General features: G+C 61.3%; 24 protein-coding genes and 1 riboswitch. Of the genes, 11 read left to right on the top strand and 13 right to left on the bottom strand.

Going from position 1 to position 25098, the window contains the following annotated elements:
• Positions 1-362 precede the first annotated feature (362 nt).
• The 3 genes from rpsT to mutM form a co-directional block, all read right to left on the bottom strand.
• Positions 363-626, bottom strand: coding sequence for a 30S ribosomal protein S20 (gene rpsT, locus B4F27_RS17495; RefSeq protein ID WP_005850127.1), 264 nt, complete (start codon positions 624-626; stop codon positions 363-365).
• A 168-nt stretch (positions 627-794) separates the two neighbouring features.
• The gene (locus B4F27_RS17490; protein WP_005850125.1) at positions 795-1571 is read right to left on the bottom strand and encodes an enoyl-CoA hydratase; all 777 of its coding nucleotides are present in this window, start codon (positions 1569-1571) and stop codon (positions 795-797) included.
• 64 nt (positions 1572-1635) lie between these two features.
• A complete protein-coding gene (gene mutM / locus B4F27_RS17485) occupies positions 1636-2487 on the bottom strand; it encodes a bifunctional DNA-formamidopyrimidine glycosylase/DNA-(apurinic or apyrimidinic site) lyase (RefSeq protein WP_286760288.1) in 852 nt (283 codons plus the stop codon).
• An 89-nt stretch (positions 2488-2576) separates the two neighbouring features.
• Here mutM and ubiE point away from each other — a divergent pair, with 89 nt between their 5' ends.
• The 5 genes from ubiE (at position 2577) to tdh (ending at position 7823) form a co-directional block, all read left to right on the top strand.
• Positions 2577-3329, top strand: a complete 753-nt coding sequence (gene ubiE / locus B4F27_RS17480) for a bifunctional demethylmenaquinone methyltransferase/2-methoxy-6-polyprenyl-1,4-benzoquinol methylase UbiE (protein ID WP_005850121.1) — start codon at positions 2577-2579, stop codon at positions 3327-3329.
• Between the two features lie 3 nt (positions 3330-3332).
• Complete coding sequence (gene ubiB, locus B4F27_RS17475) at positions 3333-4865, top strand: 2-polyprenylphenol 6-hydroxylase (RefSeq protein WP_037941134.1); 1533 nt, start codon at positions 3333-3335, stop codon at positions 4863-4865.
• 45 nt (positions 4866-4910) lie between these two features.
• Positions 4911-5477, top strand: a complete 567-nt coding sequence (locus tag B4F27_RS17470; protein WP_074637319.1) for a helix-turn-helix domain-containing protein — start codon at positions 4911-4913, stop codon at positions 5475-5477.
• 118 nt (positions 5478-5595) lie between these two features.
• On the top strand, positions 5596-6783 hold the full coding sequence (locus B4F27_RS17465) for a glycine C-acetyltransferase (RefSeq protein ID WP_064215849.1): 1188 nt from the start codon (positions 5596-5598) through the stop codon (positions 6781-6783).
• Positions 6780-7823 carry an L-threonine 3-dehydrogenase gene (gene tdh / locus B4F27_RS17460; protein ID WP_005850114.1) on the top strand — a complete coding sequence of 348 codons (1044 nt, stop codon included), beginning with the start codon at positions 6780-6782 and terminating at the stop codon, positions 7821-7823. The genes B4F27_RS17465 and tdh overlap by 4 nt, the downstream gene beginning before the upstream one ends.
• A gap of 153 nt (positions 7824-7976) precedes the next feature.
• Here the strand turns inward: tdh and serA are convergent, their stop codons facing one another.
• Together serA and B4F27_RS17450 are read right to left on the bottom strand one after the other, a co-directional pair.
• Positions 7977-9572, bottom strand: coding sequence for a phosphoglycerate dehydrogenase (serA, locus tag B4F27_RS17455; RefSeq protein ID WP_009825417.1), 1596 nt, complete (start codon positions 9570-9572; stop codon positions 7977-7979).
• Between the two features lie 81 nt (positions 9573-9653).
• Positions 9654-10793 carry a phosphoserine transaminase gene (locus B4F27_RS17450; protein WP_064215851.1) on the bottom strand — a complete coding sequence of 380 codons (1140 nt, stop codon included), beginning with the start codon at positions 10791-10793 and terminating at the stop codon, positions 9654-9656.
• Between the two features lie 248 nt (positions 10794-11041).
• Here B4F27_RS17450 and B4F27_RS17445 point away from each other — a divergent pair, with 248 nt between their 5' ends.
• From B4F27_RS17445 to B4F27_RS17435, 3 genes are all read left to right on the top strand, one after another.
• Positions 11042-12247, top strand: coding sequence for a glycosyltransferase family 4 protein (locus B4F27_RS17445; RefSeq protein ID WP_074637313.1), 1206 nt, complete (start codon positions 11042-11044; stop codon positions 12245-12247).
• Positions 12248-12458: 211 nt separating this feature from the next.
• Positions 12459-13139 carry a sugar transferase gene (locus B4F27_RS17440; RefSeq protein WP_286760287.1) on the top strand — a complete coding sequence of 227 codons (681 nt, stop codon included), beginning with the start codon at positions 12459-12461 and terminating at the stop codon, positions 13137-13139.
• The gene (locus tag B4F27_RS17435) at positions 13133-14101 is read left to right on the top strand and encodes a glycosyltransferase family 2 protein (protein WP_286760286.1); all 969 of its coding nucleotides are present in this window, start codon (positions 13133-13135) and stop codon (positions 14099-14101) included. Before B4F27_RS17440 ends, B4F27_RS17435 begins: the two co-directional genes overlap by 7 nt.
• On the opposite strand, the gene B4F27_RS17430 is transcribed toward B4F27_RS17435, so the two are convergent.
• The gene (locus B4F27_RS17430) at positions 14092-15063 is read right to left on the bottom strand and encodes a NodZ family protein (RefSeq protein ID WP_286760285.1); all 972 of its coding nucleotides are present in this window, start codon (positions 15061-15063) and stop codon (positions 14092-14094) included. The two genes, B4F27_RS17435 and B4F27_RS17430, sit on opposite strands and share 10 nt — an antisense overlap.
• A 187-nt stretch (positions 15064-15250) precedes the next feature.
• Between B4F27_RS17430 and B4F27_RS17425 the strand changes: the two genes are divergently transcribed.
• The gene (locus B4F27_RS17425; RefSeq protein WP_286760284.1) at positions 15251-17707 is read left to right on the top strand and encodes a heavy metal translocating P-type ATPase; all 2457 of its coding nucleotides are present in this window, start codon (positions 15251-15253) and stop codon (positions 17705-17707) included.
• 20 nt (positions 17708-17727) lie between these two features.
• Positions 17728-18114, top strand: coding sequence for a Cu(I)-responsive transcriptional regulator (cueR, locus tag B4F27_RS17420; protein ID WP_005850098.1), 387 nt, complete (start codon positions 17728-17730; stop codon positions 18112-18114).
• Between the two features lie 9 nt (positions 18115-18123).
• Here the strand turns inward: cueR and cobF are convergent, their stop codons facing one another.
• The 7 genes from cobF to cbiE form a co-directional block, all read right to left on the bottom strand.
• A complete protein-coding gene (cobF, locus tag B4F27_RS17415; RefSeq protein ID WP_286760283.1) occupies positions 18124-18876 on the bottom strand; it encodes a precorrin-6A synthase (deacetylating) in 753 nt (250 codons plus the stop codon).
• A 61-nt stretch (positions 18877-18937) separates the two neighbouring features.
• Entirely contained in the window at positions 18938-19621 is a 684-nt protein-coding gene (locus B4F27_RS17410) for an energy-coupling factor ABC transporter permease (protein ID WP_286760282.1), read from the bottom strand.
• A 73-nt stretch (positions 19622-19694) separates the two neighbouring features.
• A riboswitch (cobalamin riboswitch) is annotated at positions 19695-19908 on the bottom strand.
• A 28-nt stretch (positions 19909-19936) separates the two neighbouring features.
• A complete protein-coding gene (gene cobA, locus B4F27_RS17405; RefSeq protein WP_009825406.1) occupies positions 19937-20653 on the bottom strand; it encodes a uroporphyrinogen-III C-methyltransferase in 717 nt (238 codons plus the stop codon).
• Positions 20650-21975: a cobyrinate a,c-diamide synthase gene (locus B4F27_RS17400; protein WP_286760281.1), complete on the bottom strand. Its 1326-nt coding sequence runs from the start codon at positions 21973-21975 to the stop codon at positions 20650-20652. Before B4F27_RS17400 ends, cobA begins: the two co-directional genes overlap by 4 nt.
• Positions 21972-22757: a precorrin-4 C(11)-methyltransferase gene (gene cobM / locus B4F27_RS17395; protein WP_037941160.1), complete on the bottom strand. Its 786-nt coding sequence runs from the start codon at positions 22755-22757 to the stop codon at positions 21972-21974. Before cobM ends, B4F27_RS17400 begins: the two co-directional genes overlap by 4 nt.
• Complete coding sequence (locus tag B4F27_RS17390; RefSeq protein ID WP_286760280.1) at positions 22754-23113, bottom strand: cobalamin biosynthesis protein; 360 nt, start codon at positions 23111-23113, stop codon at positions 22754-22756. Before B4F27_RS17390 ends, cobM begins: the two co-directional genes overlap by 4 nt.
• The gene (cbiE, locus tag B4F27_RS17385; protein WP_286760279.1) at positions 23110-24306 is read right to left on the bottom strand and encodes a precorrin-6y C5,15-methyltransferase (decarboxylating) subunit CbiE; all 1197 of its coding nucleotides are present in this window, start codon (positions 24304-24306) and stop codon (positions 23110-23112) included. The genes B4F27_RS17390 and cbiE overlap by 4 nt, the downstream gene beginning before the upstream one ends.
• Here cbiE and B4F27_RS17380 point away from each other — a divergent pair.
• Positions 24305-25054 (top strand): cobalt-precorrin-6A reductase, encoded by a 750-nt coding sequence (locus tag B4F27_RS17380; protein ID WP_286760278.1) that lies wholly within the window; start codon positions 24305-24307, stop codon positions 25052-25054. The two genes, cbiE and B4F27_RS17380, sit on opposite strands and share 2 nt — an antisense overlap.
• Positions 25055-25098 lie beyond the last annotated feature (44 nt).

The raw sequence follows: 25098 nt of genomic DNA, 5'->3' as shown, positions 1-25098 counted from the left end.
AAATCGCCAAACGTCGCTGCCGAACACACCGTTCGTCGTTTTTAAAAAGACAGGGCAAATGTGCTGGCAGCAGCATCTGCAGACGTCAGGTGGCCCCTAGCAAGACCATCCAAATTTCCCCGGCGGCTGTTCGATATTCTAGCAAATATCTCGAACCGTTCGGGCCTGTCCCCCCAAGCGAAGTGAATCGCGTTTGATAGTGTTAGCAATCTCGGTCGGACTGATACAACACATCTTCAAACTTGACTCAGAGATTGGTGCAAAAGAATCTCATTCCCGTGATGCGAGTGCTACAGAAACAAAAAAAGCACCGCCGAAGCGGTGCTTTTAAGTTGTGAAAGATGACGTTAGGTCAACCGGGCTTAGCCCAGTGCTTTGACCCGCGACGCCAGACGCGACATTTTGCGCGAGGCTGTGTTCTTGTGGAAAACGCCTTTTGTCACACCGCGCATCAGCTCGGGCTGAGCGGCGCGCAGAGCGGCAGTTGCTGCTTCTTTGTCGCCGGATGCGATGGCTTCTTCGACTTTGCGCAGGAAGGTACGGATGCGCGAACGACGTGCTTTGTTGATTTGGAAACGTGCTTCGTTCTGGCGGGCGCGTTTTTTAGCCTGAGGTGTGTTTGCCATGAGGATCAGCCTTCATCTTGGGTATGTTCAAATTGCAAATACGCGACACAAACCCAACGACCGGAACCGATATCCGATAAGGTGATTCTAGCCAGAGCGGGCTGCACGCGCATGTATTAGGGCTGCCTATAGTCCAACCCGACACGCAATGCAAACCCGCAAAGCCATTTACTTGTCCCGGAACTGCGCTTCGCGCTTTTCAAGGAAGGCAGACATGCCTTCTTTCTGGTCTTCCGTCGCGAACAGCGAATGGAAAATACGACGCTCAAACAGCAGGCCCTCGCGCAGGGGTACTTCGAACGACCGGTTCACGGCTTCCTTTACCACCATGGTCGAGATCATCGATTTCTCGGCGATCTTGGCGGCGGCGGCCATGGCTTCTTCCATCAGTTTCTTGACGGGGACGACGCGCGATACAAGGCCCGCACGCTCTGCCTCGGCGGCATCCATGAAGCGGCCGGTCAGGTTCATGTCCATCGCTTTGGATTTGCCGATGGCGCGGGTCAGGCGCTGCGTGCCGCCGATCCCTGCGACAACACCAAGGTTGATTTCAGGCTGCCCGAATTTGGCGCTTTCGGAGCAGATGATAAAGTCACACATCATCGCCAGTTCGCAGCCTCCGCCAAGGGCATAGCCCGACACAGCAGCAATGATGGGTTTGCGCACGCGCATGATCTGGTCTGTCTCGGGGGTGAAGAGGTCACCGGCAAAGACATCGACGAAGCTTTTGTCGCGCATCATGGCGATATCGGCACCGGCGGCAAAAGCCTTTTCCGAACCGGTGATCACGATGCAGCGGACTTTTTCGTTTTCCTGAGCCGATTTCAACGCATCGGCCAGCTCGGTCATCAGCTGGTCATTCAGTGCGTTCATCGCATCGGGACGGTTCAGCGTGACAAGCGCGATGTGGTTGTCGACGTCGACCGTGATCGTTTCATAAGCCATCAAGAATGCTCTCGTTTGTTACGCTTTGAAAGATGTGCATACCACGGGGGCGGGGTGTTTCAAGTTATCTTTGGCATTGCGGGCAGTAGAAGGAAGACCGCCCCGACTGGACGATTCGCGCAATCTGATGGGTGCAGCCTTCACTGCGGCAGGGTTCTGCCTCGCGGCCGTACACGTCAAAGCTGTGCTGGAAATAGCCCAATTCACCGTCCGCGCGTTTGAAATCGCGCAAGGTCGACCCGCCTGCGGTGATCGCCTCGTTCAGCACATCGCGGATGATCGGGACCAGGCCGCCCACCCGTTTCGCCGCGATCCGTCCCGCCTTGCGCGCGGGGTGGATGCCCGCACGGTAAAGGGTTTCGCAGACATAGATATTTCCCAGCCCCGCCACGATCCGCTGGTCCAGCAGCGCGGTCTTGATCGGGGTATTCTTTCCCTTGAGCGCGGCAATCAGGTGGTCTTCGTGAAAATCATTGCCCAACGGCTCCGGCCCGATCGACGACAGTAGCTTGTGGCTGTCAGCGCTGGCAGTGTCCAACAAGTCCATCGCGCCAAAGCGGCGCGGGTCGTTGAAGGTCACCCGCGCACCGTTGCCCATATGAAACACCACATGATCGTGTTTCTCGGGGGCGGGGTGGTTATGCATGAACTGCCCCAATGGATCGCCCGAGATCAGCATCCGCCCCGACATTCCCAGATGCACCAGCAGCGATTCCCCCGACGACAGATCGGCGAGGATATATTTTGACCGCCGCCGCAGCTGGGTCACCCGTTGTCCTGTCAGCCGTGCCGCCATATCTGGGGGGAAAGGCCAGCGCAGATCGGGGCGATTTACCTCGGCGCGGGCGATCACCTCCCCCTCCATCACGGGGGATAGACCGCGACGTACTGTTTCGACCTCTGGCAACTCAGGCATGGTTGTTTCCCCTGTGACAAAAGGGGCGCATTGTACCTGCCCCCTCGCGCCCTATAACAAAGGTGCAGATCAAAGGACTACAAGACCCCATGACAAACGACAGCGACAAAACCACTCATTTCGGATTTGAAACCGTAGCCGAAAGCGACAAGGCCGGGCGCGTGCAGGGTGTCTTTAACTCTGTGGCCAGCAAATACGACATCATGAACGATGTGATGAGCGTCGGCATCCACCGCGTCTGGAAAGAGGCGATGATGGATTGGCTGGCACCGCGCGCCGGTCAAAAGCTGCTGGATGTCGCCGGGGGGACCGGCGATGTGTCGTTCAAGTTTCTGGGCCGTGCCGGATCGGGCCACGCCACCGTGCTGGATCTGACCGAACCGATGCTGGTCGAAGGGCGCAAACGGGCAGAGGCCGCAGCGATGGCCGATAGCCTTGATTGGGTCGTCGGCGACGCCATGGCGCTGCCGTTCGAGGATAATACCTTTGACGTCTATACCATCAGCTTTGGCATCCGGAACGTCACCCGCCCCCAAGAAGCGCTGAACGAAGCCTACCGCGTGCTGCGTCCCGGCGGGCGTCTCATGGTGCTTGAATTCAGCCAGCTGCCCAATCCGATGATGCAGAAAGCCTATGATCTTTATAGCTTTAACGTCATCCCCCGCATGGGGCAGATGATCGCGAACGACCGCGACAGCTATCAGTACCTTGTGGAATCGATCCGCAACTTCCCTGATCAGGAAACCTTCCTGGGCATGCTGCGCACCGCGGGCTTTGGGCAGGCGAAGTACCGGAACCTGTCGCTGGGGATCGCGGCGCTTCATTCTGGTTGGAAGATTTAACCCATGCGCGGACCTCATAATATCTGGCGGTTGATCCGCACCGGTGCAACTTTGGAGCGGACCGGCGCGATGAATGTCGTGCTGGACGCCTTTGATGCAACGCCCGCATTACGCTTTGTCGCCAAGGCGCTTGGCAAACCGTTCAAGTTTCTGGGCTATGCCGGTGATCCGTCCATGCCGCCCGCGACCCGTGCACTAACCGCGCTTGGCCCTGCCTACATCAAGTTCGGTCAGGTGCTCTCTACCCGCCCCGATGTCGTGGGCGACGAGCTGGCCGTGCAACTGCGCGTGCTGCAAGACAAGCTGCCGCCGTTTTCCATCGAACAGGCCAAGGCCGAAGTCGAAAAAGAGCTCGGCCTGCCGGTCGATGCGATATTCTCTGATTTTAGCGAGCCCGTCGCCGCCGCCTCTATCGCGCAAGTGCACCGCGCCACCATCGCCGAAACGCAGGAAGACGTCGCTGTCAAAGTGCTGCGTCCGGGGATCGAGAAAGCCTTTCGCAAGGATGTCGATGCCTTCTATCTTGCCGCGCGAATGGTCGAACTTTTCTCGCCCGGATCGCGCCGCTTGCGCCCGATGGAGGTGATCGAACATTTCGATGGTGTGGTGCGGGGCGAGCTGGATCTGCGGCTCGAATCCTCCGCCGCGTCGGAGTTTGCGGCAAACACCAAGGGCGATGCCGGCTTCCAACTGCCTGCGATCAAATGGGAATATTCTGCCCGCCGCGTCATGACCCTGGGCTGGGCAGATGGCGTCCCGATGGGCGACAACGCCGCGATTGATGCCGCGGGCCATGACCGTGTGGCGCTTGGCGACCGCGTGTTGCAGCTGTTCCTGAACCACGCGCTGCGCGACGGGTATTTCCACGCGGATATGCATCAGGGCAACCTCAAGGTCGCGCCGAACGGCGATATCATCGCCTATGATTTTGGCATTATGGGCCACATCGATGAATACACCCGCCGCGTATATGCCGAGATCCTGTTCGGCTTTATCCGCAAGGATTACAAACGGGTGGCAGAGGTGCATTTCGAGGCGGGCTACGTGCCTGCCGACAAGGATGTCGACGAATTCGCCCGCGCCCTGCGCGCCGTAGGAGAGCCTATCTTTGGCATGGACGCGACCCGCATTTCGATGGCGCGGCTGCTGACCTACCTGTTCGAGGTCACGGAACGTTTCGGCATGGAAACACGGACAGAACTGATCTTGCTTCAGCGCACAATGGTCGTCGTCGAAGGCGTCGCCCGTTCGCTCAATCCGCATATCAACATCTGGGAAGTGTCGAACCCGATCGTGACGGACTACATCTCTAAGTCCATCGGCCCCCGTGCCGTGATCAAGGATCTGAGCAAGACCGCGATGGTTCTCGCCCGTTTTGGCCCGCGTCTGCCTGCGCTTGTCGAAAACGCTTTGATCCGGCAGCAAGACGAAACGCCGCCACAACGTCCGGCATTCCGCCGGTGGATCATCCTTTCCGCGATTGTCGGGGCAGGGACGGCGACGGGGATTATCGCGATTTTGCAGGCGCTCAGCTAGCGCCTGCCATTGACAGCGGGGCACCCTGCGGCCCATCTATCCGGCATGACGGATAATCCAGACGCTATACTGACGCAACTTCCCGCCCGCCTGAAGGCCGCGCGCACCGCTCAGGGCCTGAGCCTTGATGCGGTGGCCAAGCTTTCGGGCGTGTCGCGGTCCATGGTCAGCCAGATCGAACGCGGTGAAAGCAGCCCCACCATCGCGACCCTGTGGAACCTGACCCGTGCGCTACAGGTCGATTTTGCGGGCCTTCTGGACAGCGCGCCAACGCCCGCGCAGATCGAGGTTTTGCGCGCGGCCGAGGTGCCGACGATCAACAATCTCGGCTCCGGCTGCCGCATCCGCATCCTGTCGCCCCCCGAAGAAGCAGGCAAACACGAGGTTTACGAACTGTTGATCGACGCAGGCGGCATGCTGGACAGCCAGCCCCATACCCGCGGCGCGCGCGAGCATCTGACCGTATCGCAAGGCACGGTAGAGCTGAAAAGCGGTGATGCCGTCGGCACTGTCCACGCTGGCGACACGGCGCGCTATCCTGCAGATGTCCCGCACCGGATCGCTGCGACAGATGGTCCTGTGCGGGCTTTTCTGGTCGTACAGGACGCCTGACCGCTCTGGGCTATGAGGTGATATCCACGATATAGGAAAAAATCCGCTATAAGGGATTTCCTCTATTTCGGAACCGTGTCCGGTATGATAGAACCTGCCTGAGAAAAGGAGTTCTATCATGACCCAAGCCTACCTAGATCACGTCAACGCCACCCTGTCCGGCATCGCCGCTGACGGTATGATGAAGCAAGAGCGCATGATCACCTCGCCCCAGTCCGGTGAGATTACGGTGGGCGGGCGTCAGGTGATTAATCTTTGCGCAAACAACTACCTGGGGCTGGCAGACCACCCCGATCTCATCGCCGCTGCCCGTGACGCGATGGACCCCAAGGGGTTCGGTATGGCCTCTGTCCGCTTTATCTGTGGCACACAGGACATCCACCGCGAGCTGGAGCAAAAGCTGGCCGCCTTCCTCGGGAAAGACGATTCCATCCTGTTTGCGGCTTGCTTTGACGCCAACGGCGGGCTGTTCGAGCCCCTGTTCGGGCCAGAGGACGCCATTGTCTCGGACAGTCTGAACCACGCCTCGATCATCGACGGCATCCGCCTGTGCAAAGCCAAACGCTACCGCTATGCCAACTCGGACATGGACGACCTTGAAGGGCAGCTCAAGCTCGCCCGCGAGGAAGGCGCGCGGTTTATCATGATCGCAACCGACGGCGTGTTCAGCATGGACGGCTATCTGGCGAAACTGCCAGAGATCACCAAACTGGCCGAGAAATACGAAGCGCTGGTGATGGTCGACGACTGCCACGCGACAGGCTTTATGGGCCCGAAGGGGGAGGGCACGCCAGCGCACTTCGGGGTCGATGTGGATATCCTGACAGGCACCTTGGGCAAGGCGCTTGGCGGGGCCATCGGCGGCTATATCGCAGGGCCGCAGCCGGTGATCGACCTGCTGCGCCAGCGCGCGCGGCCCTATCTCTTCTCGAATTCACTGCCGCCGTCGATTGTCATGGCCGGGATCAAGGCACTTGAACTGGTCGAACAAGGGGATGATCGTCGCACGCAACTGTTCGAGAACGCGAAATACTGGCGCGAGGGGCTGACCAACCTCGGCTTTGACCTGCTGCCCGGCGAACATCCGATCATCCCCGTGATGCTGGGCGAGGCGCAGTTGGCGCAGGATATGGCAGCGCGCCTGTTCGAGGAAGGCGTCTATGTCAGCGGCTTTTTCTTTCCCGTTGTGCCTCGCGGTCAGGCCCGCATCCGAACCCAGATGAATGCCGCGCTGACCCGCGATGAGCTCGACCGCGCGCTCGAAGCCTTCAAGGTGGCGGGCAAAGCCTGTGGGGTTCTGTCATGAGCAACGAAATGAAGGCGCTGTGTAAGTCCGAGCCCCGCGAGGGGCTGTGGATGACCCGCGCGCCGGTGCCGGAAATCGGGCCGGATGACGTGCTGATCAAGATCAACAAAACCGGCATTTGTGGCACGGATATCCACATCTGGAACTGGGATGAATGGGCGCAGAATACCGTGCCTGTCCCGCTGATCACCGGCCATGAATTTGCCGGAGAGATTGTGGAACTGGGCCGCAATGTTACGGATCTGACCATCGGGCAGCGCTGTTCGGGTGAGGGGCATCTGATCGGAAAAACCTCGCGTCAGTCGCGGTCCGGCAAGTTCCACCTTGATCCCGCCACGCGTGGTATCGGCGTGAATGAACAAGGTGCCTTCGCGCAATATCTGCGGCTGCCCGCGTTCAATGTCGTCCCGCTGCCCGACACGATCTCGGACGATATCGGAGCGATCCTCGACCCGCTTGGTAATGCGGTACACACCGCGCTGAGCTTTGATCTGGTGGGGGAAGATGTGCTGATCACCGGTGCAGGCCCCATCGGTATCATGGCCGCAGCGGTCGCCCGTCACGTCGGCGCGCGTCATGTGGTGATCACGGATGTGAATCCCGCCCGGCTAGAGCTCGCCGCTAAGGTCGCCGATGTCGTCCCCGTCGACGTGCGTCACGAAGACCTTGCCGATGTCATCGCGCGGCTGAAGATGAAACAGGGCTTCGACGTCGGGATGGAGATGTCGGGCAATCAGGTAGCACTGGATCAGATGGTAGAGGCGATGACCATGGGCGGGCGGATCGCGATGCTGGGCATCCCGCCGGGCAAATCGCCCGTCGACTGGTCGCGCATCGTGTTCAAGGCGATCACCGTCAAAGGGGTCTATGGCCGCGAGATTTTCGAGACGTGGTACAAGATGATCGCCATGCTGGAAAACGGCTTGGACGTGAGTGAGATCATCACCCATCGTTTTGACGTCGACGACTTCCAGACAGGATTTGCGACGATGAAATCGGGGGCCTCTGGCAAAGTGGTGCTGGACTGGACGGGCGCGTGATGCGTCGGGGGCAGCGGTAGGGGTGAGCCTGTAGGGGCGCTGCCCCCGCAGCCTTTGGCTGCTCCCCCGGGATTTAGGCCAATTGGAAGCAGGCAAAACAAAAGCGCCCCCGGTGATGGGGGCGCTTTGCGTTTCTTTGATGCGCTGTGGGTCTTAGGCGACTTCGAATTCGAGCTCTTTGACCTGTTTGAACAGACCTGTATCACGCAGGTCTTTCAGCGCTTTCTCGGGCAGTGGGCCGTCAATATAGAGCAAGGCAATCGCCTCCCCTTTGGCGGTGGACCGGCCGAGGGTGAAGTTCGCGATGTTCACGTCGTTTGCACCCAGGGTCTGACCCAGCGTCCCGATGATGCCGGGCACGTCGTTGTTGGTGGTGTAGAGCATATGCGCACCAACTTCGGCTTCGATATTGATGCCTTTAATCTGGATGAAGCGTGGTTTGCCATCCGAGAACACGGTGCCCGCGATCGACCGTTCACGTTTCTCGGTGACAACGGTAACTTTCACATAGCCGTCGAAGACACCGGATTTGTCCTGATTGGTGGTGCTGATCTGGATGCCTTTTTCGCGCGCAACAACGGGGGCGCTGACCATGTTCACGTCGGGGTTGGCACGTTTCATGATGCCCGCCACGACCGCGCAGTTCAGCGCGTTCAGGTTCATCTCGGACACCTGACCGTCGTAAAGGATGTTGATCGCCTTCACGGCTTCATCCGTCATCTGGCCAATGAAGGCCCCAAGGTGACCCGCCAAAGTGATCCACGGGCCCATGACCTTTGCCTCTTCGGCGGTGACGGACGGCATGTTCAGGGCGTTTGTGACGGCACCGGTCAGCAGGTAGTCGGACATCTGTTCAGCGACCTGAAGTGCCACGTTTTCCTGTGCTTCCGTCGTGGCGGCCCCAAGGTGGGGGGTGCAGACGACGTTGGGGAGGCCGAACAGCGGGTTTTCGGTCGCGGGCTCTTCCTTGAACACGTCGAAGGCTGCGCCAGCGACATGGCCGGATTTCAGCGCTTCGGCCAATGCTTCTTCGTCGACCAGACCGCCGCGGGCACAGTTGATGATCCGCACACCTTTTTTGGTTTTCGCCAAGGCTTCCTTGGACAGGATATTTGCGGTTTGATCCGTGTAAGGCACGTGCAACGTGATGAAGTCCGCGCGCGCCAGCAGATCGTCCAGCTCGACTTTCTCGACACCCATCTTCTTGGCTTTTTCTTCGCTCAGGAAGGGGTCATAGGCCGCGACTTTCATCTTCAGGCCGCGGGCGCGATCGCAGACGATGCCGCCGATGTTGCCGGCACCGATTACGCCAAGGGTTTTACCCGTAAGCTCGACCCCCATGAATTTGGACTTTTCCCATTTGCCGGCATGGGTGGAGGCCGAAGCCTCGGGGATTTGACGGGCAACGGCGAACATCATCGCAATCGCGTGTTCTGCCGTGGTGATCATGTTGCCGAAGGGGGTGTTCATGACGATGACACCCTTTTTCGAGGCCGCATCCTTGTCGATGTTATCGGTGCCGATACCGGCGCGGGCGATCACCTTGAGGTTGGTCGCATTGGCGAGGATCTTTTCGGTCACTTTCGTCGCGGACCGGATGGCGAGCCCGTCGTAATCGCCGATCACAGCGGCAAGCTTGTCCTTGTCTTTGCCAAGATCGGGTTGGAAGTCGACGTCAATGCCGCGGTCTTTGAAGATTTGAACGGCGGCGTCCGAGAGTTTGTCGGAAATAAGCACTTTGGGGGCCATGATTGGCGCTCCTTTTTTGAATAGAAGGGGGGCGTGGGTTAGCCACCCGCCTGGCGTGATCGCCAAGCGGGGAACCCGAAATTAAGCGTTGATCTCGGCTTCGAAAGCCCATTCCAACCAAGGCAGCATGGCCTGGATGTCAGAGGTTTCGACGGTGCCGCCGCACCAGATCCGCAGACCGGCAGGGGCATCGCGGTAGGCACCGATGTCCAATGCGACATCCTCGTCCGCGAGACGTTTCGCGACAGCTTTTGCGAAGGCTGCGCCGTCTGCGATCCGGTCGTCATTGAATTTCAGGCAGACCGATGTGTTCGACCGTGTCGCCGGATCAACCGCGAGGAATTCGATCCAGTCATGCGTGTCCACAAAATCCGTGATCGCTGCCGTATTCGCATCGGCGCGCGCGATCAGACCTTGCAGGCCGCCGACGGATTTCGCCCAATCAAGCGCCAGCAGGTAATCTTCAACGCAAAGCATCGAAGGCGTGTTGATCGTCTCGCCCTTGAAAATCCCGTCGATCAGCTTGCCACCTTTGGTCAGGCGGAAGATCTTGGGCAGGGGCCAAGCAGGCGTATAGTTTTCAAGCCGCTCGACGGCACGAGGGCTGAGGATCAGCATGCCGTGTGCTGCTTCGCCGCCCAGAACTTTCTGCCAGCTGAATGTCGTCACATCCAGTTTGTCCCACGGCAGATCCATCGCGAAGGCAGCCGATGTCGCATCGCATAGTGTCAGCCCCTTGCGGTCGGCAGGGATAACATCGCCCGTTGGGACGCGCACGCCAGAGGTTGTCCCGTTCCAAGTGAAGCACACGTCGTTGTCGTAGTTCAACGCCGACATGTCGACAATTTGACCATAATCCGCGGTATGTACCGTGTGCTCGATCTTGAGCTGTTTCACGGCGTCGGTCACCCAGCCTGCGCCGAAGGATTCCCATGCGACCATTTCCGCAGGGCGTTCGCCCAGCAACGACCACATCGCCATTTCATAAGCGCCAGTGTCAGACGCCGGAACGATGCCGATCTTATAATCGGCAGGCACGCCCAGAATTTCGCGGGTGGTTTCAATTGCTTCAAGCAATTTCGCTTTGCCCGGTGCCGCGCGGTGGCTACGCCCCAAAGGCGCGCTCGCAAGCTTGGTCAGGTCATAAACGGGGGGTTTGGCACACGGGCCAGAGGAAAAACGCGGATTCGTGGGCCGCGAGGTCGGTGTCGTAATAGCCATGTAGCTACCCTTTCAGATAAGCGCCCTTCGTTGGGGAAGGGTGTCCCACGTGCTGGAATACGCGGGGCGAAAGGGCGCGGCAAGCCCCCAAATCAAGCAAGATTGATGCAAATACCGGGTAATTGGCTGAACCGAGCGGTGATGTTTCCTATTGGAGACAACTTAGCCGACGGCGCTTCGGAATTAACTTCATGTTCACCCGTTGCTGCCAAAACGGACGCCAATCTGATTCTGATGTTGAAGGACCTATGCCCGAACCGCCCGTGCGTCATATCTTGATCGTGGTTGAAAACCTACCAGTGCCGCTCGATCGCCGGGTCTGGCTGGAAGCGACGACTTTAGTTCGCGCAGGCTACCAAGTCTCTATCATTTCGCCCACGGGTCAGGGATGGGTTGCGCCATTTGAACGGCGCGAAGGCGTGGATATTTACCGGTACCCCGCTGTTCCTGAAACCGGAGGCGGCGCGGTTTCATATGCTAGGGAATATGCTAGCGCAATCTGGCATTGGTTTCGGCTTGCGCGGCGTATTTGGCGGCAAAATCCTTTTCAGGCGATCCACGGGTGCAATCCACCTGATCTGATCTGCCTTCTTGCCATGTGGTACCGACGCAAGGGTGTTTCTTATGTGTTTGACCAGCACGATGTCTGCCCAGAACTTTTTGTCGCCAAGTTTAACAAACAAGGCGTAGGTTACCACGTCATGCGAAAGTGTGAATTGCTCAGCTACCGTGCTGCATTCGTGGTGATATCCCCGAATGAAAGCTTTCGCGAAATCGCGATGACACGGGGCGGCAAATGCCACGATGACATATTCGTTGTGCGCTCCGCTCCGAACCTGACAGATTTTACGCCTGGGCCAGGGTCGCAGAGATACCGGCGCGAGGGAAAGACGCTTCTTGGGTATGTCGGCGTGATCGGACAGCAGGAGGGAATGGATCTGTTGCTTTTCGCGGCGCATCACCTTGTGACCTCGGGCACGCGCGATATCCACTTTTTGATTATCGGCTTCGGCCCCTCATTGCCCGACATGAAACGCCAGGTCGATGACCTTGGGTTGACGGGTTACTTTACGTTCACCGGCGCACTTTATGGCCGCGCTTTGGTGGACGCCTTGAACACGATAGATATGGGGCTTGCCCCAGATCCCTGCAATGCGATGAACGACATATCATCAATGAACAAGGTGGTTGAATACATGGCGCTGGGCAAACCTGTCGTTCAGTTCGACCTGACCGAAGGTCGGCGCACCGCCGAAACGGCCTCCCTCTACGCGGCTTCAAATGATCCGATTCGATTTGCCGATTGCATTAAACAGCTCATCGACGACCCGTCATTAAGAGCGGCGATGGGGAAGGCCGGGCGCGAGAGGGTCGTGAATGCGCTGGCATGGTCTTCGTCCGAACCGCATCTCTTGGCGGCATATACGCGACTTGGCGACAAGCGCCTGCGCTGAGTGGCCGGCGCAAACCATAGTTTACCGTAAATTACATCATGCAGTATAACGGGTTTATCGCCGTCGTCGCGTTTGGAACGCGTCATGATGAACGGCTTTTCTACACAGTCATTCAAATTGGATGTTTTTCCTTAACCCCGTAGTAAGCCTGTCCCCATAACCATTGATGCATCGACCTTTCCCCTGGCCTGAGCCGAAGAAGGAGTTTCCGGTGCATCATACAAATGTCTTTAAACGCCAAGCCTATCCACGCGTGGACACCCTGCAGCGGAGCGATCTGCATCGGGAGTTTTACCGCCTATATGGCAAGCGCTGTTTTGACATCGTCTTTTGCATTTTATCTGCACCGATCGTGGTTCTCGTGATCTGCCTTCTTGCCTGTCTTGTGGCAGCAACTGGGCAGTCTCCGTTCTTCACCCAGGAACGCGTCGGTAAAGATGGGCGGGTCTTCAAGATGTGGAAGCTGCGAACAATGCATCCCCACGATCCGCACTCGTTAAGAGACTATTTAGCACAAAATCCAAAGGCCAGGGATGAATGGCGACAAAACCAGAAGCTGCGCCACGATCCCCGTGTTACAACGGTGGGCCGGTTCTTGCGGTGCACGTCACTGGATGAACTGCCCCAGTTCGTTAACGTGCTGAGAGGAGAGATGAGCCTCGTCGGGCCCCGACCCATGTTGGTGTCTCAAAGGGGGCTTTATCAGGGTGACCACTACGAAAGCCTGCGGCCCGGGATCAGTGGGAACTGGCAGGTCTCATCCCGGAACAGAGCAAGGTTTTCAGAGCGCGCAGATTTCGACACGCAATACTTCAGCACCCTGTCACTGTCCGAGGATCTGCGAATACTAAAGGCAACCGTGGGTGTCGTGTTGCGGGCGACGGGGTGCTGAAGCTGGCGACGGTTGATCGCGGGCCTGCCCTTAGTGTCGTGATCGTCAGTTACAACACGCGGGAATTGACGCTTAGGGCGATAGAAACGCTGTATGAACACACGCAGTTGACTCAATTTGAGTGTATTGTTTGGGATAACGCCTCCTCTGACGGTTCGGCAGATGCGATAGCTGCGGCGTTTCCGCAGGTCCGTCTGGTCCGCTCGGCACAGAATCTGGGCTTTGCGCGCGCGAATAATCTTGCCGCGCAGCAGTGTTGTTCCGACTATTTACTGTTGCTGAACCCTGATACCGAACTTCATACCGATGCGGTCGATCAACTCGTCGCCTTTGCGCGCGAAAATCCGCAGGCGGGGATATGGGGTGGGCGAACCATTTTTGCTGACGGGTCGCTTAACATCGCGTCATGTTGGGCGCGGCCCACTGTGGCCAGCCTGTTGTTCAAAGCGATCGGGCTCACCACAGCTTTCCCGCGCAGCGCGGTGTTTAATCCCGAAGCCTACGGGCGCTGGCGGCGGGATTCTGTGGGCCCTGTCGATATCGTTGTGGGGTGTTTTCTGTTGATCGACCGTTCCTTGTGGCATCAACTGGGCGGCTTTTCGGAGAAATATTTCATGTATGGCGAGGATGCCGATCTTTGCGTGCGTGCGATTCACTTGGGATATCAGCCGCTGATCACGCCGAAGGCGCAGATCGTGCATCATGTCGGGGCCTCTACCACGGTGACAGAGGCAAAGGCGATCGCGGTGATGACGTCGCGTGCGTCATTGGTCCGCGATCACTGGCCGGCGTGGCAACAGGGGGCGGGGGTCTTTCTGATGTGGCTTTGGTCGGCGCTGCGGTATTTGGCCACGCGGCCGTTCGTGGCTTCGCGCAAGGCGCAAAGACGGGCGCGGGCGGCGCATTGGGCGGCGGTCTGGGCCGCCCGCAAGATATGGCTGCGGGGGTATGATCAAGCATAGCGTTGCAACAGTTCCTTGGCCCAAAGCGTCGGAGAATACCGTTCGACATCGTGGATACGCGCAGGGGCAAAACGCCCCAAGTAGCCAGAGGTGACAGAGAAGGTCGAGCGGCGGGAATAGATCAGGTGATCACAACGTGACAATTGCCACATGTCGATCAGGGCATTTTCCGCCTCTTGCAGCGGGTTGCATGTTGTATCCGGCCCATGCAAACGCGCGCCGGCAGGGCCTAGCCGTTTGGGATGGGTTATGACCTTGTCGAACGCACGCTTCAAACGATCCTCGATCTCGGCATTGTCCGTCGCAAGAAAGATGGTCGCGGTCGGATGGCGGGCCTTTAGCTGTTCCAGGGTCTTCAACACCGGGCCAAGCGGGATTTTTCGATCGGTGAACCTGATATGAACCCCGATGCTGGGCAGTTTTGCCGTTGGGCGCATTTGCGATAGCGCATGGCGGACCCGTGCGTTGGGGGTAAAATAGCGGCCGAGATAATCGGCGAAAATCTCGCGCTCCCCCCGTTTAGCAAAGCGTGCATACCGGCGCAGGTGTTGTCGCATGCGGCCCAGCTTTGGCAGGTAAGACCAATAGACCGCCACCGCCTGAGACTGGTCCAGCCGCTTGAGGTCCACGCAAAGCCGCCGATAGCCCCAGGGGTTTGAGTGTGACCGCGGCATATAGGCGTCGATCATGTCTTGAGGCTGGCGATGCAGATTGCCAGCCCAGATCGCGGGGCAAACATCGGCCCCGTCATCCATTGTGGCACCCCCAATCGCTTCGCCCCCGATCGGAGACTGGAATAGCAGCGGATAAGCGTTTTCACCAAGCGGCGCATAGCTGCCGTCGCGCCAGTCGATCACGGGCTTGCGGCCGGAGAGATCAGCGTAAACCAGACCCGAGATCGCAGACAGGATGCGGTTGCCCAATCCGCCTTTTCCCTTGATCACCAGTGTTCTTGACTGCATCCGTCGATACACACCCTCCGCTCATCGTTTGACGCTCACCATCGCGCAGATGTCTTTCCAAAGTCTTAACCGGCCTAGGGCAGACACCGGAATCTGCAGCGAGATCGAATAAAATCCATATCACCGCTTGACCTTCCATTAACTGGAAGCCCTATCTGAGGGGCAAGACACCCCAAGGAGACGGCTGATGGGCGATGTAGTTGCGATAAATTTTGGAATTGGCGGTATGAATTGCGCCTCTTGCGTGGGGCGGGTCGAGACCGCGCTTGGGCGCGTGGAGGGTGTGCAGGACGCCCGCGTGAACCTCGCCTCGGAAACCGCGTCGCTGCAGGTGGCATCGGGTTTCGACCCCAAGGACGCCGTCGCCGCACTTGCGACCGCAGGCTACCCCGCCACCTTGCAAACGCGGCGCTATGCCATTGAAAACATGTCATGTGCATCCTGCGTCGGGCGGGTCGAACGCGCCTTGGCGGCCGTGCCGGGTGTGGTCGATGTCAGCGTCAACCTCGCCCGGGAAGAGGCCGTGGTGCAGTCGCTTAGCGCAGAGCCGGATGCCGCCATTGTGCAGGCTGCGCAAGCCGCGGGCTACCCCGCCACCCCCGTGACGGACACCGCATCTTCCCTCGCGCCGGACCGCAAGGTTGAAGAAGCCGCGCATCTTAAACGTATGACGCTGCTGGCCGCGGCGCTGACCCTGCCGGTGTTTGTGCTCGAGATGGGCGGCCATATGATCCCCGCGTTCCACCATTGGGTCATGTCGACGCTGGGGCAGCAGCTGAGCTGGTCGATCCAGTTCGTACTGACCACCATCGTTCTGGCATGGCCCGGGCGGCGCTTTTTTGTCACCGGCGTGCCAGCGCTGTTGAAACGCACGCCTGACATGAACTCTCTGGTGTTTCTGGGGGCCACGGCGGCATGGGGCTTTTCCACCGTGGCGCTGTTCTTGCCACAGTTGCTGCCCGCCGGTGCGCAAGCGGTCTATTTCGAAGCCGCCGCGATGATCGTCACGCTGATCCTGCTGGGGCGCACGCTAGAGGCGCGGGCAAAGGGCCAAACCGGACAAGCGATCCGCAAGCTGGTCGGGCTGCGCCCCAAAACCGCGCGGGTAGAGCGAGACGGCAACGTGTCAGAGGTTGCGATCGACGCGATCACCGTCGGCGATCTGATCCATGCGCGCCCCGGTGAAAAGATCGCCGTAGACGGGACCGTGACACGTGGCAGTTCCTATGTCGATGAAAGCATGATCACCGGCGAACCCGTGCCCGTCGAAAAACTGCCCGACACGCGTGTGGTCGGAGGGACGGTGAATGGCACCGGCGCGCTGGTCTACCGCGCGACCCATGTGGGCGCAGACACGACCCTGTCGCAGATCGTGCGCATGGTCGAGGACGCCCAAGGTGCCAAGCTGCCGGTGCAGGATATGGTCAACCGCATCACCATGTGGTTCGTGCCCGTCGTCATGGCGATTGCCGCGGCCACCTTCCTTGTCTGGCTGGCGTTCGGGCCGCAGCCGTCCTTGGGGCACGCTCTGGTGGCAAGCGTCGCGGTGCTGATCATCGCCTGCCCCTGTGCGATGGGGCTGGCCACGCCGACCTCTATCATGGTGGGCACAGGGCGAGGGGCCGAGATGGGCGTACTGTTCCGCAAGGGGGACGCGCTGCAGGTCTTGGCCGAGGTCGATACCATCGCGCTTGATAAAACCGGCACGCTGACCGCCGGTCGGCCCGAGGTGACGGATCTGGATGTCTTCAACGGCTGGTCGCAGGCCGATGCGTTGCGGCTCGTCGCGTCGGTCGAGGCGCAGTCAGAGCACCCGATTGCCAGCGCCATCCTGCGCCATGCCGAAACAAAGGGGCTGTCGCTGGCAGCGGTGACCTCTTTTGCCTCGCAAACCGGCCACGGCGTACGCGCCGAGGTCGAAGGGCGTCGCGTGCTTGTCGGGGCGGACCGTTTCATGCAGGCCGAAGGGGTCTCTCTCGGCGCGGCAGAGGGGCGGTCGGCAGCATGGGGGGCAGAGGGCAAGACACCGCTTTTCGCCGCCGTGGATGGGGCGCTTGTCGCGATGATCGGCGTCGCCGACCCGATCAAGGAAACGACGCCCCAAGCGCTGGAGGCACTGCACGAAGCGGGGCTGAAAATCGCAATGATCACCGGTGACAACAAGGCGACGGCGCAGGCGATTGCCGACCGTTTGGGGATCGATACCGTGGTCGCCGAAGTGCTGCCCGATGGCAAGGTCGCCGCGCTGGAGGACCTGCAACAGGCGGGCCACAAGGTCGCCTTTGTCGGGGACGGGATCAATGATGCGCCCGCGCTGGCGGGGGTCGACGTGGGTATCGCCATCGGTACCGGGACGGATGTCGCTATCGAAGCGGCCGACGTGGTGCTGATGTCGGGCGATCTGCAAGGGGTGGTGAACGCCCTGCACATCAGCCAGCACACCATGCGCAATATCCGCCAGAACCTCTTTTGGGCCTTTGGCTATAACGCGCTGCTGATCCCCGTTGCAGCCGGTGTGCTCTATCCGCTGTTCGGCGTGCTGCTGTCGCCCGTGCTTGCCGCCGCCGCCATGGCATTGTCGAGCGTCTTTGTCCTGTTCAACGCCCTGCGCCTGCGGTGGATCGCCGCCGCAGCAACCGCCTAATTCAACGAAAGGAGACGTCCATGAACATCGGTGACGTGTCGAAAAGCGCAGGTCTGCCTGCCAAGACCATCCGCTACTACGAAGACATCGGTCTGATCACGCCCGCGCGTGACACCAACGGGTATCGCAGCTTTTGCGACAGCGACGTGCATAAGCTGACGTTTCTGGGCCGTGCGCGGGCCTTGGGCTTCACGATCGAGAATTGCCGCGACCTGCTGGCGCTTTGGGATGATCAGGATCGCGCCAGCGCCGATGTCCGCGCCATCGCCCAGCAACATCTGGCGCAGATAGAAAGCAAGATCGCGGACCTGCAAGATATTCGTCAGACCTTGACCCATCTGGTGCATGAATGCGCTGGCGATGACCGCCCCGATTGCCCGATCTTGCAACGGCTCGAAAAGCTGTAGCGCGCGTGTCTACCGGCGCAGCAGGTAGATATCCATGATCCAGCCATGGGCGGCGCGGGCCTCTGCCCGTGTGGCGATGATGCGGTCGCAGACTTGATCCAGCGGGCCTGCGATGCGACGCTCGTTCGGCATGCCGGCATAGGCGGTCCACCAGATGTGCACTCCGCTGTGCTGCCGCAACACCTCGAAGGCGCAGGTGCCGTCCAGCATGACGGCAATCGTATCCACTCCCTGTGGCCAGCCATGATCGCGCAGCTGCCGACCGGTGGTGATGGTGACGGGATTGCCGATGGTGTTCAGCGGGATCGCATGGCCCGCCGTCAGTACCTGAAGAGAGGTGATCCCCGGCACGACATCGACGGTGAGTGTGACGGCCTTTTGCAACCGCTCCGCAATGCGCAGGGTGCTGTCATACAGCGACGGATCCCCCCAGACGAGAAAGCCGACACGGCCGCCTTTGGGCAGGGTGCGCTGCATCTCGGCCAGCCAGACCTGCGCAATGGCATCATGCCAATCGTGGACGCCCGCGTGATAATCAGGGTTGGCGGCGTCGCGTTTGGGCAGGGTGAATTCGTGAATATCAGGCCCGTCCGACCGCAGCACCTGGGCGCAAATCTCGTGCCGCAGGCCAGCCAGATCATCCTTGCCCGCGCCCTTGGACGGAATCAGGATCACATCGCAGGCATTCAGCGCATCGATGGCTTGTAATGTCAGGTGTTTGGGATTGCCGGACCCGATGCCGATCAGTGAAAGCGTAAACATCTTGAGGCTCCGGCAGGGGGTGACGCGGCCCGCAGAGTAGGGGGCCGCGTCGGGTCTTGGATTATTCAGCGGCGGTCTGCGTCAGACGTTTGGTGAACAGCGCGCTGCTCGCGAAATCGCGCAGGGTTTTCGCGGCGGCGAGCACGGCCAGATCCACCAGCGGCTCGATCAGGATGACCATCATATAGGCCCCGCCAAAGCTGGCGACAGCGGCGATGTTGCTGGCGGCAAAGCCCTGACCGTAGATGGCCCAGAACGCCACCCAGCCCACAACGCCCGCCTGAAACGCGGTCGACAGCTTGAGCGCTTGAACATAGGTCAGATCAACATAGGCGGTGTTGGGCGCGATGATGCGTTTGGCCAGCGCCGAGACCATGAACAAGGGCACCAGCAGCGTGGTGACGTTCATCGTGTATTGCGGCAGGTCGATGGGGGCAAAGAACACGCCCTGCGCCAGCAGACCAAGCGCCAGACCCGCAGCCGCAGGGGCCACGCCGAACAGCAAGAACAGGGTCGACCCGAGGATCAGGTGCACTTCGCTCACGCCCACGGGGAAATGCGGGAAGACCTGAAAAAAGACAAAGGTCAGCGCGGTGGCCACCACGGCTCCGCCCGCAAAAGGCACGACGCCTTTCTCACGGACAGAGTCCATTGCGGTTTTCGCGGTGTAGGCCGCAGCACCGGCGGCGGTGCCATAGGACAGGACCAGCTTGGCGCCGGTCACGACTTCGGGTTCGATATGCATATTCAGGTCTCCTTACCGTCTTCCCCGACGGCATAATGTAAAAGCCGCCCCGGGGGAGCAGCCAGTTGGATCGGGGATCATCCCCATGACGGCAGGTCTCCTGACTTTGTGCGTCCATGCGTGCCGCGCCTTCCCAGGCGGTGTGGCCCAGTGGCAATGCGGGTTGCTCTTCACTTACAGGTGCGGGGGCAGTTCCGGATTTGGCACCTTTGCTTTGGCACCGCACCGTATTCCCTTTTCACCCCGATTGCCCGAAGGCGCACGGGGAACCGTCCGGAATAGGTGGTCATTTTCGGGCTGGTTTTGTCAAGTCATCTATTCGGTCAACGGCCCGTAAAGGATCAGCGCAGGCGCTGACGTTGCGGGATCCAGTGGCAGATGGGCAAGGCTTTCCACGGTGTGGCGGCTCAGCTTTTGATCGGGGGTCGATACCGCCTCTGCCAGCAGGGCTGGGGTCGAGGGGGGCAAGCCCGCCTCGATCAGCCGCGCGGCGAAACCTGCAAAGGTGCGGCGGCCCATGTAGACGACCGTGGTCGCCGTAGGGTCGGCCAGCGCCGCCATGTTCAGATCTTCGGGCAAGGCACCCGATTCGCCGTGGCCGGTGATGAATTGCACCCGCCGCGCGGTCAGCCGTCGGGTCAGCGGGATCATCGCCGCCGCCGCCGCCGAAGACGCCGCCGTCACACCGGGGATGATCTCGAAGGCGACGCCTGCCGCTTTCAGCGCGGTCAGCTCTTCTTCAAGCCGGCCAAACACGCCCGCGTCCCCACTTTTCAGCCGCACCACCCGCGCGCCGGTCAATGCGTGTTCGACCAGCAAACGGCTCACGTGATCCTGCTTCGGAGACAGCCGTCCGGCGCGTTTGCCGACCCCGATCAGATCCGCCTCGGGCGAGACATGTTCAAGGATCGGACCCGCCGACAGATCGTCGAACAGAACGACTTCGGCCTCTTGCAACCGCTTTACCGCTTTCACGGTCAGCAGCTCGGGATCACCCGGACCGGACGAGACGAAAGAGACAAAACCGCTCATGACGCCCCCGCAATCAGGTGAAAGAAGGTGCCCGTCGCATGGCCGCGGCGCGAGCCTGTCTCGGGCACTTCGGCCCCATTGGCATCGACCACCCGCGCCAGCGGCGTGTCTGGTTGCGACAGGATGGTCGAGTAGTGGAATTCATGTCCCCGCAACCGCGCGCCCGCGTCATAGCCGGGGCCGGGTTCGTTCAGCGTGGCAAGCCGGTAGCCCAGATGCATCTTGCGCTTCTCATAGCTGGTTTCCAGCCCCAGCAGCCCCGCCATCTGGTGCCGCACGCCTTCCTTGTCGACCAACCCGGCCCCCATCGCCATATAGCCCCCGCATTCCCCATGCACCGGGCGCGTCGTGGCGAATTGTTGCAGGCTGTCGCGGAACTGCGCGGCAGCGGCAAGGCGTCCGGCGTGCAGCTCGGGATAGCCGCCGGGCAGCCAGCAGATGTCGGCGCTGTCGTCCGGTGCCTCATCCGCCAGCGGCGAGAAGGGCAACACCTGCGCACCCGCGGCGATCCAGTGGTCCAGCAAATGCGGATAGATGAACGAAAACGCGGCGTCCTTGGCCAAAGCGATCCGTTGACCGGGGGGCGGGGGCAGCACATCTGGCCCGTCGGGGATACTGCGCCCTTGGGCGGCAGCGACGATCAGATCAAGATCGATATGCTGCGCGATGAAATCTCCCGCCGCATCCAGCAGCTTCATCAGCTCGGGCTGTTCCTCGGCCTGCACCAGACCCAAGTGGCGTTCCGGCAGCGTGACCGATCCCTGACGGGGCAGCGCGCCCAGAACGGGGATGCCGACCTGCTCCATCCCGAGACGCAGCAGCGCCTCGTGACGGGGGCTGGCGACCTTGTTCAGCACCACACCCGCGACATGCACATCCGGGCGCATCGTCTTGAACCCAAGTGCGGTGGCCGCAGCGGATTGCGCCTGACCCGATACATCCAGCAGCAACACCACCGGCCAGCCCGTCATGGCAGAGATATCGGCGCTCGCCCCGTTCGAGGTTTCCCCCGGTTGCGCCACACCATCAAACAGCCCCATTGACCCTTCGATCAGGGCCAGATCGCCGCCATGGGCGGTGCCGATCAGATTGCACAACACACCCGATCCCATGGCCCAGCTATCGATATTATAGGACGACCGCCCGCAAGCCGCGCGGTGAAAGCCGGGGTCGATGTAATCCGGCCCGCTCTTGAACGGGCGCACGTCGACGCCGCGACGGCTGAGCGCGTTCAAAAGGCCCAACATCAAGGTGGTCTTGCCCGTGCCCGACGCCGGGGCCGAGATCATCAGGCCCTTGGGCAGTTGCGTAGTCTCCATCATTCTGTGCCCTCGGGAAAGCGCGGCTCTGTGCCCACGGGGCGGAAGCGGCGGTCGTAATCGCCCGCGTACAGACAGCTTTCGCGGAACTCCTCAGCCGTCAGCGCGCGGCCCACAAGGATCAGCGCCGTGCGCCCGCGTTCGCCGTCGGTGGCGTCGATCACGCTGCCCAAAGTGGCCCGCACCACCCGTTGATCCGGCCAGCTGGCGCGCCAGACGATGGCGACGGGGCAGTCCTCTCCGTAATGAGGGGTGAGCCGCGCGACCACATCATCCAGCACATGCACCGACAGGTGGATCGCCAGCGTGGCACCCGTGGCGGCGAAATTCTCGAGCGTTTCACCCTCGGGCATGGCCGACGCCCGCCCCGAGGTCCGCGTGAGAACAAGCGACTGCGCCACACCGGGCAGCGTCAGCTCGTTCCCCAAAGCGGCGGCGGCAGCGGCAAAGGCGGGCACGCCGGGGGTGATGTCATAGTCGATGTCCAGCTCGCGCAAGCGGCGCAGCTGCTCGCCCATGGCGGACCAGACCGATAGATCACCCGAATGAAGCCGCGCCACATCCTGCCCCGCATCATCGGCGGCCTTGATCTCTGCCATGATCTCGTCCAGCGACAGCGACGCGGTGTTCACGATCTTCGCATCCGCAGGGCAGTAGGACAGCAGCTCTGACGGGACCAGCGATCCGGCATAAAGACACACAGGGCAGGCCGCGATCAGGTCGCGCCCCCGCAGGGTCAGCAGATCAGGGGCACCGGGGCCCGCGCCGATAAAGTGAACAGTCATGGGGCAATTCCTTCCGCGATAGCTACGGTGGCCATGCCATTGGGGCTGGTCACACGCAAGGTCGTCAATTTGGCACCGCGACCGGCAACGCGCAATGCGGCGGCCTCGGCAAGTGATCCGGTCCCGAACCGCGCCTGCACGCGCGGTGACACGGTGCGCGTCGGGATGTCTGCGATATCGGCTTCCGACAGTTCGATCAGCGGCAATCCCAGACTATCGGCAAAACGCCGTAGCGCCGGCGTCACCTTGATCGCGAGGGTCGCGAGCGTGTCCGGCCTGCGCCGCGTCAACGCAAGGGCTGCGTGCAAATCCGCCTCGGTCGCATCCGCGCGCAATCCTATGCCCGCGACGGTCATCGGGTCACGCTCCATTGCAGTTGCGGGCGGCTGGGGTGCCAGCCCTGCATGGTCCCCAACGGGGCCGCCTGCGCCAAGTCGATCCGCAGCAATTGCCCGCCGTGCATCCCATGCCAGCGGATCAGCAAGGCTTGGGTTTCAAGCGCCACCGCATTCGCCACCAACCGCGTGCCCGGCGTGATCCTGCGCCAGATCGCCTGCAAGACATCCTCTGACGCGCCACCCCCCAGAAAGACCGCAGCGGGCAGGGGCAGATCGGCCAGCGCATCGGGCGCCGTGCCCTGCACGCAGCGCATCCGACCCCCCAGCCCAAAGCGGCGGGCGTTCTCGGTGATATTATCGCAGCGGCTTTCGCGCGGCTCGATTGCAATGGACTGCGCGTGCGGCGCGGCCAGACACCATTCAACAGAGACAGAGCCCGATCCGCCCCCCACATCCCACAGCAGCTCCCCCGCGCGGGGGGCCAGCGCGGCCAGCGTCAACGCGCGCATCGGTGATTTGGTGATCTGGCTGTCATGGGCAAAAAGCGCCGCGTCCCGTCCAGGCGCGTGGCTGATCCCAGCCCCTCCCGACACCGCAATCGCCACCACCACAGGGGCGGCGACGCCGTCCAGGTCAAACGTCGCGGCATCGGCCGCGCGCGCGATTTCACGCGGACCGCCAAGCGCCTCCATCACCGTCAGGCGGGACGGGCCGAAACCCTGCGCGGTCAGATAGTCTGCCAGCGCCGCAGGGGCCGCACCATCGCGCAAAGTGCAGATCAGCCGCGCGCCTGCCGCCAGATGGGGCAGCAACACCTCGAACGGGGCAGCATGCAGGCCAAGGGTCGTGACCTCCTCCAACCGCCAGCCAAGCCGCGCAGCCGCCAGCGTCATGCAGGACGGCGCGGGAAAGCAGCGCCATTCCGACGGGTCCAGCACCTGCGCCAGCGAACCGCCCACGCCGTGCCAGAACGGATCACCCGAGGCGAGCACCACAACCGCACGCCCGCGATGTTCCAACACCGGCTCTACGCTGAACGGCAACGGCCATTCGCGTCCCCGCGCGCCCGCGTCACAAAGCGCCAGATGCCGCGCCCCGCCAAAGATCACGTCGGCCTCTGCCAGCGCCTTTCGGCTTGCATCGGTCAGCCCGCCAAGGCCATCTTCGCCCAGACCAATCAGGGTCACCCAGGCAGCAACAGGATCAGCCATGACGCGCACCCTCATTCTTGGCGGCACGACAGAAGCGTCGAACCTCGCGCGCGCGCTGGCCGAACGTGGCGATGATGCGCTGTTCAGCTATGCCGGACGCACGGCGGCCCCCGTGGCGCAGCCCTTGCCCACCCGCGTAGGTGGCTTTGGCGGCGTGGCCGGATTGCTGGCGTTTATCGCGCAGAACCACATCACCCGCGTGATCGACGCGACCCATCCCTTCGCCGCGCAGATGAGCCGTAACGCCCATGCAGCCAGCACGCAGGCAGGCATCCCGCTGGCCGCTTTTGAGCGTGCCCCGTGGGCCGAGACTGCCGCCGACAATTGGACCCATCTGCCAAGTATCGAAGCCGCCGCCGCATCCCTGCCGCAGGTGCCGACGCGGGTCTTTCTGGCCATCGGCAAGCAGGCGCTGTCCGTCTTTGCCAATCATCCGCAACACCATTATCTGCTGCGGCTGGTGGACCAGCCCGCCGCGCCGCTGCCCTTGCCGCATACGACCGTGACCCTCGCCCGCGGACCGTTCGACGTGGCCGGAGACATCGCCCTGCTGCGCGACCACGGGACCAAGCTGATCATCGCCAAGAACGCCGGCGGCACGGGGGCCGAGGCCAAGCTTATCGCCGCGCGCGAACTGGGGCTGCGCGTGCTGATGATCCAGCGCCCCGCGGTGCCCCCTCGCACCACATTTGCGCGGCTCGACGATATCCTGGCGTGGCTTGATCATACGACGGACCGTGGCGTGTAGATATGGGGCCCGACGCGGCGGGTGTCGGCGTTGCCGACGATCAC

The organism is Sulfitobacter sp. UBA1132, from assembly GCF_002311545.1.
Lineage (GTDB): Bacteria > Pseudomonadota > Alphaproteobacteria > Rhodobacterales > Rhodobacteraceae > Sulfitobacter > Sulfitobacter pontiacus.
This window is presented reverse-complemented; position numbering and strand designations above follow the sequence as displayed.

What these genes read in the sequence shown, in the direction of transcription:
- rpsT (WP_005850127.1), bottom strand. Translation starts at nt 626, where the DNA reads ATGGCAAACACACCTCAGGCTAAAAAACGCGCCCGCCAGAACGAAGCA.
- B4F27_RS17490 (WP_005850125.1), bottom strand. Translation starts at nt 1,571, where the DNA reads ATGGCTTATGAAACGATCACGGTCGACGTCGACAACCACATCGCGCTT.
- mutM (WP_286760288.1), bottom strand. Translation starts at nt 2,487, where the DNA reads ATGCCTGAGTTGCCAGAGGTCGAAACAGTACGTCGCGGTCTATCCCCC.
- ubiE (WP_005850121.1), top strand. Translation starts at nt 2,577, where the DNA reads ATGACAAACGACAGCGACAAAACCACTCATTTCGGATTTGAAACCGTA.
- ubiB (WP_037941134.1), top strand. Translation starts at nt 3,333, where the DNA reads ATGCGCGGACCTCATAATATCTGGCGGTTGATCCGCACCGGTGCAACT.
- B4F27_RS17470 (WP_074637319.1), top strand. Translation starts at nt 4,911, where the DNA reads ATGACGGATAATCCAGACGCTATACTGACGCAACTTCCCGCCCGCCTG.
- B4F27_RS17465 (WP_064215849.1), top strand. Translation starts at nt 5,596, where the DNA reads ATGACCCAAGCCTACCTAGATCACGTCAACGCCACCCTGTCCGGCATC.
- tdh (WP_005850114.1), top strand. Translation starts at nt 6,780, where the DNA reads ATGAGCAACGAAATGAAGGCGCTGTGTAAGTCCGAGCCCCGCGAGGGG.
- serA (WP_009825417.1), bottom strand. Translation starts at nt 9,572, where the DNA reads ATGGCCCCCAAAGTGCTTATTTCCGACAAACTCTCGGACGCCGCCGTT.
- B4F27_RS17450 (WP_064215851.1), bottom strand. Translation starts at nt 10,793, where the DNA reads ATGGCTATTACGACACCGACCTCGCGGCCCACGAATCCGCGTTTTTCC.
- B4F27_RS17445 (WP_074637313.1), top strand. Translation starts at nt 11,042, where the DNA reads ATGCCCGAACCGCCCGTGCGTCATATCTTGATCGTGGTTGAAAACCTA.
- B4F27_RS17430 (WP_286760285.1), bottom strand. Translation starts at nt 15,063, where the DNA reads ATGCAGTCAAGAACACTGGTGATCAAGGGAAAAGGCGGATTGGGCAAC.
- B4F27_RS17425 (WP_286760284.1), top strand. Translation starts at nt 15,251, where the DNA reads ATGGGCGATGTAGTTGCGATAAATTTTGGAATTGGCGGTATGAATTGC.
- cueR (WP_005850098.1), top strand. Translation starts at nt 17,728, where the DNA reads ATGAACATCGGTGACGTGTCGAAAAGCGCAGGTCTGCCTGCCAAGACC.
- cobF (WP_286760283.1), bottom strand. Translation starts at nt 18,876, where the DNA reads ATGTTTACGCTTTCACTGATCGGCATCGGGTCCGGCAATCCCAAACAC.
- B4F27_RS17410 (WP_286760282.1), bottom strand. Translation starts at nt 19,621, where the DNA reads ATGCATATCGAACCCGAAGTCGTGACCGGCGCCAAGCTGGTCCTGTCC.
- cobA (WP_009825406.1), bottom strand. Translation starts at nt 20,653, where the DNA reads ATGAGCGGTTTTGTCTCTTTCGTCTCGTCCGGTCCGGGTGATCCCGAG.
- B4F27_RS17400 (WP_286760281.1), bottom strand. Translation starts at nt 21,975, where the DNA reads ATGATGGAGACTACGCAACTGCCCAAGGGCCTGATGATCTCGGCCCCG.
- cobM (WP_037941160.1), bottom strand. Translation starts at nt 22,757, where the DNA reads ATGACTGTTCACTTTATCGGCGCGGGCCCCGGTGCCCCTGATCTGCTG.
- B4F27_RS17390 (WP_286760280.1), bottom strand. Translation starts at nt 23,113, where the DNA reads ATGACCGTCGCGGGCATAGGATTGCGCGCGGATGCGACCGAGGCGGAT.
- B4F27_RS17380 (WP_286760278.1), top strand. Translation starts at nt 24,305, where the DNA reads ATGACGCGCACCCTCATTCTTGGCGGCACGACAGAAGCGTCGAACCTC.
- cbiE (WP_286760279.1), bottom strand. Translation starts at nt 24,306, where the DNA reads ATGGCTGATCCTGTTGCTGCCTGGGTGACCCTGATTGGTCTGGGCGAA.